The 16,627-nt window shown below is 56.7% G+C and carries 12 protein-coding genes; 8 read left to right on the top strand and 4 right to left on the bottom strand.

The genetic code is table 11. From position 1 onward, the window contains the following. Positions 1–160: 160 nt before the first annotated feature. The gene (locus LG661_RS22070) at positions 161–607 is read right to left on the bottom strand and encodes a hypothetical protein (RefSeq protein ID WP_230534168.1); all 447 of its coding nucleotides are present in this window, start codon (positions 605–607) and stop codon (positions 161–163) included. Beyond that, complete coding sequence (locus LG661_RS22065; RefSeq protein ID WP_230534167.1) at positions 607–1,521, bottom strand: DUF6731 family protein; 915 nt, start codon at positions 1,519–1,521, stop codon at positions 607–609. The genes LG661_RS22070 and LG661_RS22065 overlap by 1 nt, the downstream gene beginning before the upstream one ends. Before the next feature lie 970 nt (positions 1,522–2,491). Between LG661_RS22065 and LG661_RS22060 the strand changes: the two genes are divergently transcribed. Further along, the gene (locus tag LG661_RS22060) at positions 2,492–2,854 is read left to right on the top strand and encodes a hypothetical protein (protein WP_230534166.1); all 363 of its coding nucleotides are present in this window, start codon (positions 2,492–2,494) and stop codon (positions 2,852–2,854) included. Positions 2,855–3,391: 537 nt separating this feature from the next. On the opposite strand, the gene LG661_RS22055 is transcribed toward LG661_RS22060, so the two are convergent. Together LG661_RS22055 and LG661_RS22050 are read right to left on the bottom strand one after the other, a co-directional pair. Then, positions 3,392–3,595 carry a hypothetical protein gene (locus LG661_RS22055; protein ID WP_230534165.1) on the bottom strand — a complete coding sequence of 68 codons (204 nt, stop codon included), beginning with the start codon at positions 3,593–3,595 and terminating at the stop codon, positions 3,392–3,394. Then, positions 3,585–4,214, bottom strand: coding sequence for a hypothetical protein (locus LG661_RS22050; protein WP_230534164.1), 630 nt, complete (start codon positions 4,212–4,214; stop codon positions 3,585–3,587). Before LG661_RS22050 ends, LG661_RS22055 begins: the two co-directional genes overlap by 11 nt. Positions 4,215–4,232: 18 nt before the next feature. Between LG661_RS22050 and LG661_RS22045 the strand changes: the two genes are divergently transcribed. The 7 genes from LG661_RS22045 to LG661_RS22015 all read left to right on the top strand — a co-directional run bounded on the left by LG661_RS22045 (position 4,233) and on the right by LG661_RS22015 (position 16,494). Continuing rightward, a complete protein-coding gene (locus LG661_RS22045) occupies positions 4,233–4,811 on the top strand; it encodes a hypothetical protein (RefSeq protein ID WP_230534163.1) in 579 nt (192 codons plus the stop codon). Positions 4,812–4,982: 171 nt separating this feature from the next. Further along, on the top strand, positions 4,983–8,048 hold the full coding sequence (locus LG661_RS22040) for an ATP-binding protein (protein ID WP_230534162.1): 3,066 nt from the start codon (positions 4,983–4,985) through the stop codon (positions 8,046–8,048). Further along, a complete protein-coding gene (locus tag LG661_RS22035) occupies positions 8,045–8,530 on the top strand; it encodes a DUF7680 family protein (protein ID WP_230534161.1) in 486 nt (161 codons plus the stop codon). The genes LG661_RS22040 and LG661_RS22035 overlap by 4 nt, the downstream gene beginning before the upstream one ends. Positions 8,531–8,541: 11 nt before the next feature. After that, positions 8,542–11,484, top strand: coding sequence for a DUF1156 domain-containing protein (locus tag LG661_RS22030; protein ID WP_230534160.1), 2,943 nt, complete (start codon positions 8,542–8,544; stop codon positions 11,482–11,484). Between the two features lie 2 nt (positions 11,485–11,486). Further along, positions 11,487–12,461, top strand: a complete 975-nt coding sequence (locus LG661_RS22025; protein ID WP_230534159.1) for a DUF932 domain-containing protein — start codon at positions 11,487–11,489, stop codon at positions 12,459–12,461. Next, positions 12,458–15,655 (top strand): DEAD/DEAH box helicase, encoded by a 3,198-nt coding sequence (locus tag LG661_RS22020; protein WP_230534158.1) that lies wholly within the window; start codon positions 12,458–12,460, stop codon positions 15,653–15,655. Before LG661_RS22025 ends, LG661_RS22020 begins: the two co-directional genes overlap by 4 nt. A 131-nt stretch (positions 15,656–15,786) precedes the next feature. Next, positions 15,787–16,494: a DUF4145 domain-containing protein gene (locus LG661_RS22015; protein WP_230534157.1), complete on the top strand. Its 708-nt coding sequence runs from the start codon at positions 15,787–15,789 to the stop codon at positions 16,492–16,494. Positions 16,495–16,627: the final 133 nt, after the last annotated feature.

The following is a 16,627-nucleotide window of genomic DNA, read 5'->3' as shown; positions in this document are numbered from 1 at the left end:
CTCCACCGTCATCTCGACTATCGAACGAAACCTCGGGCCGGGAGCGGATCGAACGAAACTGGGCCGGGAGCCGAAGTGGGGCAGAAAGTTAGTTCGGAGGTGCTGCGTCGGTTCGCGGGTGACGGTACCGTATTCGCAGATGCTGCTCCTACGTTGGCCTCTAAACTCGCCGCAGGAGCTTGAATAGAATGTTGGAAACCCTGGCGTATGTCAGTAGTGCCAAGGCCCCTGCGCCGATCCAGCCGCCAGGAAACACAATGATCCAGTGCCCGCTGAATACGTTGCGATCAAGGAAGAAGCCGATAATGGAGAGCGAAGCAAACACGACAGCCGCAAGGATAGCGGTTCGCAGATACCCAAATAAGCTATCAATATAGTCGAGCTTCTCAAGCCTCTTAAAGGTTTCGGTTCCCTTGATCGTCAGAATTATTGCCTGAGCCACTCCTAGGAAGCTCGCAAATACAGACGCGACCGTGGCAGAAGCTCCAAAAAGCCCATCAGCACTCTGAGGGAACGGCGCTCCAAAATACCACCATACGAGCACAGCGACAGCGGCACCAGCCCATGGCCATACACGTTCGAACCAGATCGAGTCTGTGCTTAGCATTAGGTGAACTGCCCGTTATCACGCCATGCTTCGAACGCCTGCCTTAATGCTGTCCATCGCTCTCGACGACCATATCGCCGCCCAGTCCGTTGGATTGGAATGTCGGCCTGAAGTCGCGCCTCGATGAAATCCATTGGCTCTGAGGGGGCCTCTTCGGTTTCCCGCGCTGTAATGCTCAACTCAACCACGTCCTCTCTCACGCCCAAGAGATCAGTAACAAGCTGCCTTACTGGAGCAACTGCGAGTGTAGCAGCACGCCCACGACCGGCTACTATCTGCAACTTAATCTGTTCTGCGCTGCCGACCACTGGATTATCCAGAATAGAACTGAGTGAGGGCCGCTGCCTGCCCTGATTCTCGATTACTCCGGGCACGTAGAACGACATCTCGATCCGCTTTACGATACCCAGATGGTTCAACCGCGACGTGGTCTCTGCCTTCATGACGGGGAGAAGGGTGAAGCCATCAGGAGCATCAGGCAGTTCCTCGCCTTCTGCTTGTCCTGCGACCACACGTGCGAACTTGTAGAGGTACGCCTGTATGCGCCCGGCTCGTGGGCCAAAATGGTTATACTGTAAGGTCATAAAACCGGACGCGGGATCGTAGAGCGCCGCAGTCTCTTGGCCGAAGCCCTCCTCTTCTAAGAGGTCGAAATCTTCTATAGGTGTAGAAGCCGAAGCCCGCCCAGGGCCATGCGGACTGATTCCTCCGAAATCTAACAGCCAGAACGGGCCGGTATTGTCAGAGTCCTCAAGTCTCAGACTACCGACAGGCGTTGACCGGATTCTTTGCTCCAAAGGCAAGCCATGCAGATGGCTCAGGACCGTCTCTAAGCTGATCTCGCCTCGCGGGATCACGCGATACGCATGAATTTTCATGTACCCTTCCAGCGCTACAATCTGAGACTTGAGCATCTGGCCTGTCAAGAACTTGACTTTACCATCAAGCTGCCAGTCTGCCGCCTCGTGCCTCGCTCTATCGCTGCTTTTTACGGGGTGGGCTCCCCACGCCGCAAGTCCAGATAAGCTTATTCCTGTGCAATCGTGGCCTTCTCGTTTTCTAGGCGGGAAGCATGATCCGACTAACTCTGAAGATAAAGCGTTCCTGGATGCTGTACCGCCACTCAGCCTTCCTGCCTAGCGGGGTAGTTCCTGTACTTGACTGAAGAATTATCGATATCTGTACCGATGACAGCCCTCCGCGATGCAGCTTGGGACCGGGGACGGCAAAACTTGGTTCGGAACGCCTCTCGCTTGCAGTTGTCCTGTTAGGCCCGGTCTGAGCATCAACCATATGAGCGAAGCAATTTCCGCTAAATACCAGATGAGCGAAAGATGCCACTCCCAGAACCGCTGCGCCCGAATTGACTGTGCCTCCTGCTCTCGGCGATACGCAACCCGCCTTTCCCGCCGTATCCTTACCCTCAATCCCCGACGCTTATTCGCGGTCGAGCTACAGACATTGCTCTACTCACCTGCGGAATTCTGGCAATGGCGTACTGCCATTCGCAATATGGTCGATTACCATCGGCGCGAAACATCGCGGTGGTGGCGGGATATCGGTCTGTGGTTGTGGTTCTCGGCAGACGGGGGTGTCAGGGGGATTGCCAGCCTTGAGGCACTGACCGAAGCCGAGTTCCTGAAGGCCGTTGATCAACGGTGGCGTACGAGATTGCTGCCTATCGACCCCCTGGAACTGCGGAGCGAGATTATTGCGGTCATCCATCCGAAGGCGATTTACTCTGGGGCTGGCCGAGCGAGATATCAGTCAATCAGAACAGCGATCTGGCCGCGTCGTATCCCATCACCGCTGAAGCAGAAGTCAGTTCCAGGAATACGCCGCCCTCTGGAGCCCATGCCCGTCATCATCATCTGAAAGGAATCCATGACAATTCGACCCCCTATCCTCGTCATCTACGGAGGCTGTACCTCCGAACGAGCCATTGATATCATTTGGGATCACCACCTCCGCAACTGCGAGCTTTTATCCCGTCCGATCAGTGGCATCTGGTTCAACCAGGACAAGGACCTCTTCGCGTTCAAACTCGCTTTCAGCGGGGACGTTGAGTTCGACCATCATCTCGCAATCGTGTTCGCAGGCCAACAAGAGGCCGCAGATGCCTTTATCTCCGACTACGCGATGGAAAGCCGAGTGAAGCGGACCGACCTTCTGGGGGTTCTGTTCTGGGATCGGAAAGACCAGCGGACTTTTGAGGAGGGAATTGGCCTATCTCGGACCTCCGTTTAACTCACTCGTATCAAAAGCCGCGCAACCGCCAGATTTCATCGAAGGTTTGTTCGGCCTCTTTGAACCGGCGCTCCGCTTCTCTCTTGTGCTCAGGCCGAGACATTTTATCCGGATGGAGGCGGGTTCTATATATGCGGCGTACATGCTCAGCAACCCACCTGGGACAGTCCTGATCCAGACCCACGCGACGAAAGACAGGATGTCCTCGCGGTTCCACACGCTCCTTTGGCGACCGCTTGACTGCCTTGATCTCCTCTTGTAGCCGGACGATTTGCTCACGTGCCTGGGCAAGTTCAAGCTGAAGAAACTCGGCAAAGGCTTCGGTGACGGGATCAGGGGACGGCTGTCGCGGGTGACTTTCCTGAGCATTCTGGATTGCTCGTGGGAGCAGCCAGACAGCAGCAGCCCACAGGGATGCCACGAACGTCACTGGATAGGCAGGAAACGCAATGATTGATCCTGTGATGAATGCTGCCCGCAGAACGGCGGGTGATTGGACGACTTTATCGGCTAGAGGAACCAAGGCTCGCCGAAGCATCACTGAAACAAGACAAGGCCCGGCAACACGTTGCCTTTCGAAATCAAGTGACCGGCAGCGTCACGAGTTTCGTTTAGCTTCTTGTCGTAGTAGCCGAGCCGCCGACCAGCAGCGTCTCGCGCCTCAATACGACCAGAAACGCTGTTATCTTCGAGGGAGCCGAGAACCCGTCCTGAAGGATCACGCAGGTATTCACGCGGCATTAGCCACCTCACCAGACAGTTCCTGCTCCAAGGCAGCCAGACCCTCCTCCATGTCAGCTTCGTGACCAAAGCCAAGATCACCGCAGGTGTCCCACATTCCGAGGAGATGAAGGACATCGCGTACGCGCGGGCAGCCATCGCCAGAGGACAGGGCCGGAATGCCACGAGCTTCGAGCTTGCGGCGTACCGTGGCGCAGAGTGCGGGACTGGGCCGACCGTTCCTATGCACAAAGATATCGACGAGGACGAACCGTCCATCCGTCGTCCGGCGGCAATCTGCAATTGCTCCAGGCTCATGGAGCCACTCAATGTAAGCATGTGATCCGGTTGCCACGAGTGGAACCTGCTGGGCTGCGCAATTCTGGTAACGCCGCCCGAGCGCAATCATTTCCTCACCTGTTGTCAACGCTGCAAAGTCGGGATCATTCTTCGGAATTGGCGGCACAGCCGGAGGCCGATCCATTTTATTCAGCCAGCGAGAAAAGAAATCCGCGAGATCAGTTTTCGGTTGGAGATGTTCGACCGACTGACGAATAGCGTCATCAGAGGCGGTTGAGACTACTCTGCGGATCAGCGTAAGGGCGGCGTTCGCGCTCTCAATCTGATCCACGCTGTGCATGCGGTCCAGGATATTCTGATGAACGAGGACTGGGTCGAGACGGTGTATGATCTCGATGTGCTTGGCGCTGATTGGACCACTGCGCTGCGTCAAGGCCCGCGCTCGATGCCGATGTTCGCGCTTGCTCAGACTTTCGTAAAGCTTCCAATACAGAGCCGGGGAAGAAAGAGGTTCATCCCCAAGCCGCTGGAGAACGCCGAGGAGGCCGTCAGGCACTCGCCCATAGGCAGCACGGACGATTTCTCTTGCCCGCGAGGTGACCATCAGTGCCCGTGCGATCTGCTTTTTAGGGTCCTGGCGGGGATGGCAGTCGCCTGGAGCGAGAAAATGAAGGTGCGCCGCAAGCCGCTCGGCTCCCTCTTGGGCAAGGACTGCGAAAGCAGAAAACACTGCCTGCCGTTTCAGGGGAGAAGCGCAAAGGAGGAAGCTCAAGAAGGATGGGCAGGCGGTATCAAGTTCGACGGCGGCATCCAAAGCCCACCCGGAAAAAGATCGAGGATTGAAGACTTTGCTCGCAGGCGATGGGGTCAAATGGCGGGCTCCGTGGTTGCCTCGGGTGAAATCCAGGAGAACACGACTTTGAAATTCCGCAACTAATTTTTACTGTATCTCTGTTACCTAGTAGCCGAGGGCTCGACATAGAGGCTCTACCCGTGCATCAATCATGCTTGGGGGAGTTTACGGGCAATCAACTGCGCTTATGCGAGAGTGTAGTGCCGGGAGGCCGTTTACGACCTCCATGGCTCTAACCCTCGTTTGTGAAGCGCGATGAGTATCCCGACGATCTTCGACCTTTGTGTTCCCCGTGCCGATGTTCTCGCTGGAACTGCCAGCGACGCGGATTTTGCGGCGGACCTGTCGCACGTCATCCGAGGCGGTGGCCCGGTCGAGTACTCCGACCCAGTTCGGTTCTTCCGTAACACCTACCCAACCCGTGGTCTGAAGAGCCTACTGGCTAACGTCTGCGCTCGGCTCTCAGGAGCAGGAGGGGCCGTAAGCGCCATTTTCCGTCTCGATACCAGCTTCGGTGGCGGTAAGACCCACGGGCTCATCGCTCTCGTCCATGCTGCGCGAGGGATGCAGGGGATTAACGACTATGGTGAGTTCATCAGCCCTGAACTTCTCCCCCGAGAAGAGGTAAAGGTCGCCGCTTTCGATGGCGAAAATGCCGATCCGGCCAATGGGCGACGCATGGGAGACGGCGTCCTGGCATATACCCCTTGGGGAGAAATTGCCTACGCCCTCGCTGGGAGGGAGGGGTATGAGCGCATCCGGAAATCGGATGAGGAGGGTGTAGCTCCTGGTGCCGAGACGTTAGCAGAGCTATTTGGTGATCGTCCCGCTCTCATTCTCTTGGACGAGTTGTCGATTTACCTCCGCAAAATCCAAGGACGTTCCGGCGCTCGTGACCAACTCACCGCATTCCTGACCTCCCTTTTCAAAGCGGTCGAGTCCTCACCGCGTGCGGCCCTCGTCTATACCCTTGCGGTTGGCAAAGATGGTCGGACATCGGACGCTTACGGTAACGAGAACCAGTTCATCGCTGACAAGATGGCTGAAGCAGAGAGCGTCTCGGCCCGTAAGGCAACACTCCTTAACCCAACGGAAGACGACGAGACTGTTCAGGTTATTCTGCGCCGCCTCTTTGAGCGAATTGATGCTCAGGGAGCAAGTCAGGCGGTGGAGAGCTACCGAGCGCTGTGGCATGACCATAAGGCATCCTTGTCGCCGGAGGCCGCGAAGGCGCAGACGGTAGCCGACTTCATGGCAAGTTACCCGCTGCACCCAGATGTCCTGGAAACATTCACAGCGAAAACCGCCACATTGGCAAACTTCCAGCGAGTGCGTGGAATGCTGCGTCTGCTCGGGCGGACGGTCGGGAGGCTTTGGGCCACACGACCGGGGGATGCGACGGCGATCCACCTACATCACATCGATCCCGGCTATGAGCCGATCCGGCAAGAGATAGTCACCCGTCTTGGACAGGCCATGTATGTTTCCGCAATCCGAAACGATATTGCGGGAGAAGGGGACAAGAAGGCGCTTGCTCAGGAAATTGACGAGGATCAGTTTCGGGGACTTCCGCCTTACACAACCTATGTCGCGCGAACAGCGTTCATGCACACACTGGCGTTCAATGACCAGTTAAAGGGGGTTACACCCGAGCACCTTCGTTACGCGCTCCTCGGCCCTCAAATCGACATAAGCTTTATTGAGGCAGCCCGGCAGAAGTTCATTGGTCAGTCGGCTTACCTAGATGATCGTCCTGGTGCGCCGCTGCGCTTTCTGGCCGAGGCGAACCTCACCCAGGTCATTCGTCGGCAGGAGCAGCATGTCGATCCTGGTGAGCTACGGGCACAATTGAACGACCGCATAAAGAATATCTTCACCGGCCAAACTATGGAGATAGTACCATTTCCTGGTGGTCCATGGGATGTGCCTGATGAGGTCGGAAGCGGTCGCCCCCATCTGGTCTTGCTTTCTCAGGACGCGTGCAGCGTTGGGATTGGCGCAGACAATGTACCCGATCTTGTGGAGCGCATTTTCGAGCGAAAGGGGTCGGAGGGCGGAAGCCTACGAGCGCTGCGGAACAATCTCGTTTTCGTAGTAGCAGACGAGGGGCGCATTGACGATATGCGTCAGAAGATGGCCCGCCGTCTTGCGCTCCGAGAATTGAAATCACCCGAGCGCCTGAGTGAGTTGGCGGAACACCAACAGGCAAAGGTCCGGGAGCTTGAAGCCATATCAGAAACCGAAGTTGCTATAGCCATCCAGCAGTGCTTCCGGCATCTCTTTTACCCTAGTCGAACTCGCACATCTGGCGCGACGGTCGATCTCGCCCATAGTGCGCTCGATATTCATTCGGCCTCCGAAAAGCCCGGCTCGGGTCAGCAGCAGGTCGTGCGGGCACTCCGTGAGTTCCGGAAACTCCGTGCTCCAGAAGATGAGCCTGACTCCCCAGCTTGGATTCGAGATCGAACTCCACTGAAGAGAGGCCAAATCACTACGGCTGCCCTTCGTGAGGAGTTCCGGCGCGATCCAGCACTCTCAATTCTGGTTGGCGACGATGTGTTCCTAAAGGGCATTCGGCGCGGGATCGAACAGGGGGAATACGTCTACCGTCGGGGCGACCTCCTTTATGGGAAAGGCGATCCGCACACCAGCATCGCCATCGACGAGCAGGCCAGCGTCTTTACCATGGCCTATGCTGTCGAACATGGCATTTGGCCTCGCCCTGCGCCTAAACCCACCGAAGAACCAGGGAGGGCTGAGACCGGCCCGGCTCCGTCTGGAACCAGAGATACAGGGTCTGGACTTGGAGAGCAGACACAGAGCCCCTTCGGTACCAGTACAGGGGCCAATGCTGGAGCACCTCAAACGAACGGGCACTCCCGTTTCACAGCAGAAGGGCCTTTGCGTGAAGCCCTTATACGGCTCTGGGAACAAGCGCAGGCCAAGCGTGTCGAGCGGCTTGGCCAACTTACGATTCGAATGTTCGATGCAGGTGATGCCTTCCGACTAATCGGTGTCGTGGCTGCTGTGCGCGGAGCGGACGGGAAGAAAGTTCAACTCGAAGGAGGCTATGAGACCACCAGTGGAAGCACTGTTGAGATCAGGTATGAGGGATCACCGGCGGATGCTCAGCCTTTGAAGGACTTCCTCGATCCGCAACTGCGTGCTGCTTCCGAGAAGACCCTGGATGCCCGTTTCGAAATCACCTTCAATGAAGGGCTCCCTGTATCAGGTGATGGTACAGAGAAGCTCACCGAGCAGTTAACCCGGTTTGCAACGGGAGCGGCTTACGTCGAGGCGACTGCGGAGGCGAAGGCATGACAGGACGACTGAGAAAGATTGAAGGTATGGCGACGGCCCGGACTGCTCCGATTTACGAGGTGCGGGTCAGGCGTCATGGTCCTGGAGATACTGAGATCGAGGTCTGGCAGCTTCCCTCTCTTGCCTCTCCCCATATCACTGCGCCGACTCGCATCGCAGGACTGAGGGGACGCAATCTCGATCTTGTTGAGCACCGTGTCCTCCGTCGCTTGTCGCAGGCTGGTATCCGCCTTACCGGTCGCGAAGGCGAGCGGAAGGAGGGGCACCGAATTGAAGAGGACCTCGCACTCGTTCTTGGACTTTTGTTCCGAACTCTTGCTCCCATGCGGTCACGCGACACAATGCGTGCCGTGGCCGAAGGTATAGAGGCCATGGGCCGCGAGGAGGCTGCCTACTGGCTCGGCATGGCGATGCACCGAAAGAACCCGCGTCGAGTGCTTACTGCCCTACGCTATCTCCTTACCGATCCTAAGCGCATCTGAAAAAGAAAATCATGTCCGACACTCGCCTGATCGAACGCTGGTTGCCAATCGCTGCACTAGGGGAAGAGAGTGTGCGCGAGCGCCGCTTCTCCATGGCAGGCAATGCTCTGCCGCCTAACAACTCCCTCCACGTTTGGTGGGCACGGCGTCCATTAGTAGCTTCAAGAGCAGCGATTCTGGCCTCTCTTCTGCCAGCCGATGCTGACATGGAGAAATTTCTGCATGCATTGGGTATTCACGGCGATCCAGTTGCGGCGCAGCGAGCCATCGTCAATGCACGTCGCACTGGGCAGCGAATTCCGGACCCATTCACATGGAAGCGCGCATTTCGATATTCGCTAAATTCTGCTGAAAACGACTGGATTGAGCAAGCGCTCGGCGGAAGGCGTCGTACGATTCTCGATCCTACTGCGGGGGGCGGAAGTATTCCATTTGAAGCAGCCCGTGTCGGCCAGAGGGTACTCGCCAACGATCTAAATCCTGTCGCCGCATTGGTTATGAAAGCCACTATCCAATGGCCGACACTATTCGGTTCGTTAGCGGCAGAGGAGTTCCGAAGGATCGCAGCTACATTCCGCAAGCGGCTTGGTGAGCGCCTTGCCACGTTCTATCCTCAAAGAGAGGCCCCAGAGCGTCTTGACCTAACTTATCTCTGGGCACGGACAATCAGGTGCCCCTACTGCGATGGCAGAGTTCCGATGTCGCCAAACTGGCGGCTTGCACCAAATGGAACCGGCGTTCGGCTTTTGCCGAATTGCGAAGGTGGGCCGGGGACTGCCGGACGCGTCTGTCATTTCGAAATCGTCTCCTCTGTGTCCGAACAATCGTCAGGCACGGTTGAGGACGGAGATGCCACCTGTCCATTCCCCGATTGCGGTCGTGTGATCGATGGAGAGCAGATCAAGGAGCAGGCCAGAGTTCAGGGGCTGGGTGAGCAATTGTATGCTATCGTCTTCAGGCAGCGCATTGAGACCCGAACGAAGAGTGGTAAGCGTGGTCGTGACAAGTGGGAGAGGGGCTACCGCTCCCCTGAACCCGAGGATGACATTTCCGAGGTCGCTAAGGCGCACCTGATTGAAAAATCTGGTGAATGGCAGGCTCTTGATATCTTGCCCACGGAGGCTATCCCGGATGGCTTCGAAACAGGTCCTCTGCACATCTATGGACAAAACAAGTGGCTCGATCTGTTCAATCCTCGTCAAACAATATGCCACTGTTACGCGGTTGAGGTCTTTCGGGATATTTTGCAAGAAGAAGAAGAAAAAGGCTCACTTTCTGAACTCACGCGTGCGGCACTTACCTATCTTGCGTTGAGTATTGATAAAATAATCGATTACAGTTCTCGGCAGGTGACATGGCACGCAAAACGGGAAGTCATGGATCACACCTTTCGGGTTCATGGCTTTCGGCTTCGCTGGTCGCATGCAGAGATGTCGCCACTGATTCCAGGGCTAGGTTATGACTGGGCAATAGAACAGACAGCTACTTGCGTTGAAGACCTCGTCGGACTTGTAGGGGATGATTTAGCTACCAGGGACCTTCTCTCTGATGCGGCCCCCAAAACCGTCCGCCCAGACATCAGCATTTCGTGCAAGTCGGGGGATGTGCTTGATCATATCGAAAATGCATCTGTCGATGTGGTGGTTATGGACCCACCATACTATGACAATGTGATGTATGCCGAGTTATCAGACTTCTTTTATGTGTGGCTTAAAAGGACTGCAGGACGAGTAGTTCCGGAACTCTTCACTCGTCAGTTGACGGATAAGGAAAATGAGGCCGTCGCTAATCCAGCTAAATTCGAAGGCCAAAAAGGAGCAAAGAAACTCGCAGGCCGTGATTACCAAGATCGTATGGCGCGCATCTTCGAGGAGTGCCGCCGCGTCCTAAAGCCTGATGGAATCATGACGTTGATGTTCACCCACAAGGCAACTGGGGCTTGGGATGCACTTACAACGGGGCTAATGCACGCAGGTTTTACTATCTCGGCCTCTTGGCCCATCAACACCGAGGCGGAAGGATCGCTCCACATCAAGGATAAGTCCGCAGCAAATTCAACCATATTCCTAGTTTGCCGCCCTCGGGCGGTTGCACTGTCTCAACAAGAGACGAGCTATTGGGAGGATGTTGAGCCGCTGGTCGCCCGTGCTGTAAGGGAACGTGTTGCAGAGTTTCAAAAAGGTGGGATTACGGGGGTCGATCTCTACCTCGCGAGCTTTGGACCGGCACTAGAAGAGTTCTCCCGTCACTGGCCTCTGAGAAGAGGAACCCCGCGTCCGCAACCAGAAGCGTTACGCCGCCGTAAGCAAGCTGAAATGTTCGAGGAGGCATTTGATCCATATGCCGTGACGCCCGAAGACGCATTAGAGGCTGCACGGAGAGAGGTGAAACGGTGGAGGCTGGAGCAACTCACCCATATGAAAGCGAGTACCGAACTCGACCCACTAACGTCGTGGTTTGTGCTTGCCTGGGATGCGTTCCGGGCACCCGTCTTCCCCTATGACGAAGCTCTTCGCCTTGCGCGTGCTGTTGGCGTTGATCTTGATGCTCAGATTGTTGGCGTGCTCGCCGAGAAGAAAGGGAGCGACCTCGTACTTTGGGACAGCGCGCGGCGCGCGGCAAAGGGGGCACTTGGCCCCTCAGACGGCTCGCGTGCAATGGTAGACGCGATCCACCATGCAGCTAATGTTGGACGTACGCGTACGCTTCAAGCTGCCCGCGAGATGCTAGAGAAGGCTAAGGTCGATACTGAGCCGTCTTTCTTTGCTGCTCTCGAAGCCGTCCTAGAGGTTCTTCCAGTTTCAACGACCTTTAGCGGGATCGACCTCGATGGTGACCTCGCCTCCGCTGGGTCAGACTTTGAGGCATTGGAAAACCTCCGCAAGCTCGCTTTCGCGGATCAGGTGGACGAGCCCAAGCAGCTTGATCTGTGGAGAGAGGCCGAGGCTGCCTAACGATGAAGGTCGAGCGTCTGCCCCTGGAGGAAGTGCGTTGGTTAGGTCAGCAGGTTGTCCGGATCACCGGTTCACTCGATGACCTAGCAAGCGGTCTTCCGAGGTTCTCGCGCAGGGACTTCACACACGAGAATGCCCTAAACGAGTACCTCGACCTCATCCTGCGCGATCCGGTTCCCGACGATGAGCGTTGGGTACCGGTTTCGACGGTTTCGAAACGCTATGTGCTTATCCAGCACCAGGATACTGTTCAGATGCTCCGAACGGCTTTTGAGCAGCAGAACTGGCAGCCGGAAGCGACAAAGGCTACCGTATGGCTGTCGGATTATGGCGAGCGGATGAGGGTTGAGGTTTCCCTTCCGGTTGAACCAGTTGAAGCAGCCGTCGGTGACAAGATCGGCGCAGAGGTCGTCGTCTGGAATTCAGTGGATCGGAGCCGCGCATTCGAGTTGGCGATCCGATGGCGCAGGCTCATCTGCAACAATGGGCTTACGATTTGGGAGGGGGACCGCCTCCGAAAGGTGCATCATGCGGACTATATGTCGGCTACCTCTCCCATCGATTTCCTAGTAGAGCGTCTGCCGAAATCGCGCCGTCTTGTTGAGGACATAAGATCGTGGGTAGAAATCAAGTTTGACCCGACGAGCTTAATCCAGTGGATCGATAAGGATGTGACGGCTCGTTGGGGTAAGTTACGTGCCGCGCGCGTATTCCATATCCTTCGGACAGGATGCGACTGCGCCGTTGGAAGGCCATTAGAGAGCCAAAGCGCCAGCCAGATTCGAGTTAGCCGGACATCGCCCGTTCCAGGTTCTCCAACGTCTGCCGGGAGCGCCTATGATGTGTATCAAGGGTTACTCTGGGTGGTGGGCCACGGACGATCCATCGAACAGGAAGAGGAGTTGTTGGCGGACGTGCTTCCCCTGATGGCTAATCTTTTCCCAGCCCTGTCGGAGCGCATCAGAGGCGCAGAATGACGATTCTCCAGGACCACAGTTGGCGACTCAAATACACACCGGACCATGGGGACCTTGTAAAGTCCCTTTATGTCCCGCTTCTGTCCTGTGCGGCTCGCTATGACCGGCTCACCGGCTTCTTTTCAGCCTCGGCCCTCGCGCTCGCCGCAAGGGGAGTTGAGTGGATGATCTCCAATGGTGGCCGGATGCGGATGGTGGTTGGCTGCACCCTGGATCAGAAGGAGATTGACGCTATTGAGCAGGGCGAAGCTCTGAAGCAAAAGGTTGAGCAGCACCTGCGCAGTGCTCCCCTGACGCCGGTTGATCCAACTATGGCCGAGGCGCTTGAACTCCTCGCCTGGATGGTTGCCCACGGACACCTCGAAATTCGGGTTGCCGTGCCCTGCGACGAACGCCGCAAGCCGCTTCCTGCGGATGGGCTGTTCCATGAGAAATCCGGTATTATCGAGGACAAGACCGGTGATCGCCTCGCCTTCAATGGTTCTCTTAATGAGACTGAGGCTGGATGGACCCGAAACTGGGAGAGCTTGAACGTCTTTACCTCTTGGCGTGACCCGGACAGGGTCAGTGAAGAGGACGAGAACTTCGCTCGCATCTGGGCAAACCAAGCTCGTCACGTTGTCACCCTCGACGTGCCGAGCGCCGCTCGCGACGACCTACTGCGCTTTCTCCCCTCGGACGACCGTCCGGCACGTTTGAAGCGCCTTGACGCTGCTGACCCGGTGAACCCAAAGCCGGAGCAGCCCCAAGCACCTGAAGAGAGACCATTACAGACGCACCTCGACCCACGCCGGGCAGTGTGGGCGTTCATCGCAAATGCTCCAAAGATGCCGAACGGTGGAGAGCGCGTCGGCGAGATCACATCGGCTGTGACACCTTGGCCGCACCAGATTCGAGCGTTCCACCGCCTCTATGACCGCTGGCCACCGAAACTCCTCATCGCCGACGAGGTTGGCCTTGGAAAGACGATCCAGGCGGGCCTTCTGCTTCGTCAGGCAGTCTTAGCGGGCCGGGCGAAGCGTATCCTGGTCCTTGCCCCCAAAAACGTCTGCCGTCAGTGGCAGATCGAGCTTCGAGAGAAGTTCAATCTCAACTGGCCCATCTACGACGGGTCCAAGCTCATCTGGTATCCTTCACCAGCAATGAGAGGACGGAACGAGCGTGTGGTGCCCCGGCAGGAGTGGCATGAAGAGCCGTTCGTGATTGTATCCAGCCATCTGGTACGCAGGAGCGAGCGCCAAGGTGAACTGCTGGAAGTCGCGATGCCTTGGGACCTTGTCGTGCTTGATGAGGCCCATCACGCCCGCCGCCGCGCAGCCGGAGCGGCAAAGGAGGGAGGTCCGAACGCACTCCTCGCCCTGATGCGTAGGCTGAGGGACAGAACACAAGGACTCGTTTTGCTCACAGCGACCCCGATGCAAGTTCATCCCGTCGAGGTGTACGATCTTTTGAGCCTGCTCGGGTTGCCTCCCGAATGGACACAGGATGCGTTCCTGAAATTCTTCGATGAGGTGCTCCAGGACAGCCCTAGCCACGAAGCATTCGACCGTCTCGCCGCGATGTTCCGGTCTGTGGAAGCCGCCTATGGGCCGGTGCCGGTTGAAGAGGTTCGCCGATTAGAGAGCAGTGGGAGTACTTTAAGGGCGAAACGCATTCTGAATGCCCTTCGAGACCCCGCGAGCATTCCACGTCGGAAATTAGAGACTGCCGAGCGCAAGACGGCCCTCCGGCTTATGCGTCTGCACACGCCTATCAACCGCCTCGTTTCTCGGCACACACGGGAACTTCTGCGACGGTATTACAAGGCTGGCAAGATCACTACGCCTATCGCCAACCGCAAGGTTGATGACCGGTTCATCGACCTGTCCCCGGATGAGCGTGAAATCTACCAAGAAGTCGAGAGATACATCTCAACTTCGTATAATCAGGCCACTGCCCAGGAGAAGAACGCGGTTGGCTTCGTAATGACGATTTATCGTCGTCGGTTGGCCAGCAGCTTCTACGCCCTTGGGCAGACACTCGAAGGACATTTACAGGCGATCACCAATCACCAGTTAGCAAGTTCGCAGCTTGCCCTGGAAGAAAGCATCGACGAGGACCTCGATGCTGATGATTTCGACACTGACGAGGCGGCACAACTCGAACAGCAAGCGTTAGCGCTTGAGGAGCGCTCTGACATTGAGCGGCTTCTGGAGCGCATCAGGATGCTGCCGCCAGACACGAAACTTGAGAAACTTCGTGACAAAATCAGAGAACTTCGCTCGGCTGGCTACAGACAGGTGATGGTGTTCACTCAATTCACCGACACTATGGACTTCCTTCGCCAGCAACTCCTGAAGGAGCCCGATCTCAAGATCATGTGCTTCTCGGGTCGTGGCGGCGAAGTGGCGGGGCCGGATGGAAACTGGCGTACGATCTCGCGCGACGACGTGAAGCGCCGGTTCAGAGAGGGCCAAGCCGACGTTCTACTCTGCACAGATGCTGCCGCCGAGGGTTTGAACTTCCAGTTCTGCGGCGCATTGATCAACTACGACATGCCCTGGAACCCAATGCGCGTCGAGCAGCGGATCGGACGTATTGATCGCTTGGGCCAGAAGTTCCCGGACATACAGATCGTGAACCTGCACTATGCAGACACCGTCGAAACGGATGTCTATCTGGCCTTGCGCCAGCGCATCGGCCTTTTCGAAACTGTCGTAGGACGGCTTCAACCTATCCTGGCACGCCTTCCAAGCCTGATCTCTGGTCGCGTTCTCCGGGGCCAGGGAGCCGGGGAGGAAGACAGGCAGGCAGCGGTAGCCGAGATTGATGCTGAAGCCGAAAGGGCCGAAGGTGGTTTCGACCTCGATGCTGTCACTGAAGCCGACCTTGAGGAGCCTCCTCGTCCTGAACCGCCTCTGACAATGGTAGACCTCGACCGGGTGGTCTCATCGGCAGTTCTGCTGCCTCCAGGAATTGAGGTCTCTCCACTAGGTCAGAGGGAATATGCGTTCCGTCAACCAGGGCTTGGGCAGTCGATCAGAGTTTCAACTGATCCTGCATACTACGAGCAGCACGCCGAGACGATGGAGCTATGGTCGCCGGGTAATCCGGCATTTCCTGGACCTGACGATGTCCCCACAGAGGACGATCCAGTAGCTCCGAATCTAACTGCCCTGATCGACGCGCTGGCACAGAAATCTTCAAGGACGTGAGCGTCCTATCTTTTTAGACTGGTAGCTCCGAACCTCGCATTCAGATGGCACTCACTCGCAAACACTGGCAGCCGCCGTTCGACACATGGCCTCGTTGGATGTGCCCGATTTGTCAGGCTGGCACACTGACTGTGGCTAAAGACGGCGTTAAATCAACTGAAACAGGTCCATCCGCCAAAGCGCGTGAACACGAGTCATGGGACCCGCACTGGATTGAGAGCCAGTTTGTGGCTACGTTTGTATGTGCCAACGGAGAGTGCGGTGAAGTTGTCGTCTGTTGTGGCAAAAGTACGTTTGATGTGACGTTCGATTATGACCACCTTGGCAACATTGAACAAGGCTGGCAGGAGGTCTTTATCCCTTCCTTCTTTTCCCCACCTCTTCATTTCTTCTTAATACCTCCTGAGTGCCCGGATGAGGTTGCACAGGAGATCAGCCGGGCGTTTGCCGCCGCGTGGTCAGATTTGGGTTCTGCCGCCAACAGGACGCGGTCGGCTGTTGAGGCCCTACTGACCGAGAGAAAAGTACCAAAGACGACCATCAATAAGAACAGGAAGAGGGTCGGCATTAAACTTCATGACCGGATCGTCCGGTTTCGCTCCCAGGATGCCGAGGGTGCAGCATACTTGGAAGCAGTGAAGTGGCTCGGAAATACAGGAAGTCACTCTGCCCAGGAACTCAGCCTCGACGACATTCTGGACGGCTTTGAGGTTTTCGAGCACGCGCTTCACCACATTTATGTTCAAAGAGATCGTGTGATCAAAAGGATCGCGAAAGAGATGACGAGGCGAAAAGGACGCCCAAAACCACGCAGGAAATCGAAACTTCGGAAGAACTGAGCATGTAGAGATCGCGAGCGGAATAGCTCTCATCGCGTTGTTGACACCGCGCCTACCACCATCCTCAAACCAACTTTGGCCCACTCCGGCTCCCGGCCCGAGGTTTCGTTCGATAGTCGAGATGACGGTGGAG

Origin of the sequence: Microvirga roseola, assembly GCF_020866965.1 — a bacterium.
Classification (GTDB): domain Bacteria; phylum Pseudomonadota; class Alphaproteobacteria; order Rhizobiales; family Beijerinckiaceae; genus Microvirga; species Microvirga roseola.
The sequence above is the reverse complement of the archived record's forward strand: the minus strand, read 5'-3'. Positions and strand labels throughout refer to the sequence as shown.

Coding starts and splice junctions, on each gene's coding strand:
- LG661_RS22065 (WP_230534167.1), bottom strand. CDS start 1,521: ATGCTCAAGTCTCAGATTGTAGCGCTGGAAGGGTACATGAAAATTCAT.
- LG661_RS22035 (WP_230534161.1), top strand. CDS start 8,045: ATGACAGGACGACTGAGAAAGATTGAAGGTATGGCGACGGCCCGGACT.
- LG661_RS22040 (WP_230534162.1), top strand. CDS start 4,983: ATGAGTATCCCGACGATCTTCGACCTTTGTGTTCCCCGTGCCGATGTT.
- LG661_RS22070 (WP_230534168.1), bottom strand. CDS start 607: ATGCTAAGCACAGACTCGATCTGGTTCGAACGTGTATGGCCATGGGCT.
- LG661_RS22020 (WP_230534158.1), top strand. CDS start 12,458: ATGACGATTCTCCAGGACCACAGTTGGCGACTCAAATACACACCGGAC.
- LG661_RS22050 (WP_230534164.1), bottom strand. CDS start 4,214: ATGCACAGCGTGGATCAGATTGAGAGCGCGAACGCCGCCCTTACGCTG.
- LG661_RS22045 (WP_230534163.1), top strand. CDS start 4,233: ATGAACGAGGACTGGGTCGAGACGGTGTATGATCTCGATGTGCTTGGC.
- LG661_RS22025 (WP_230534159.1), top strand. CDS start 11,487: ATGAAGGTCGAGCGTCTGCCCCTGGAGGAAGTGCGTTGGTTAGGTCAG.
- LG661_RS22030 (WP_230534160.1), top strand. CDS start 8,542: ATGTCCGACACTCGCCTGATCGAACGCTGGTTGCCAATCGCTGCACTA.
- LG661_RS22060 (WP_230534166.1), top strand. CDS start 2,492: ATGACAATTCGACCCCCTATCCTCGTCATCTACGGAGGCTGTACCTCC.
- LG661_RS22055 (WP_230534165.1), bottom strand. CDS start 3,595: ATGCCGCGTGAATACCTGCGTGATCCTTCAGGACGGGTTCTCGGCTCC.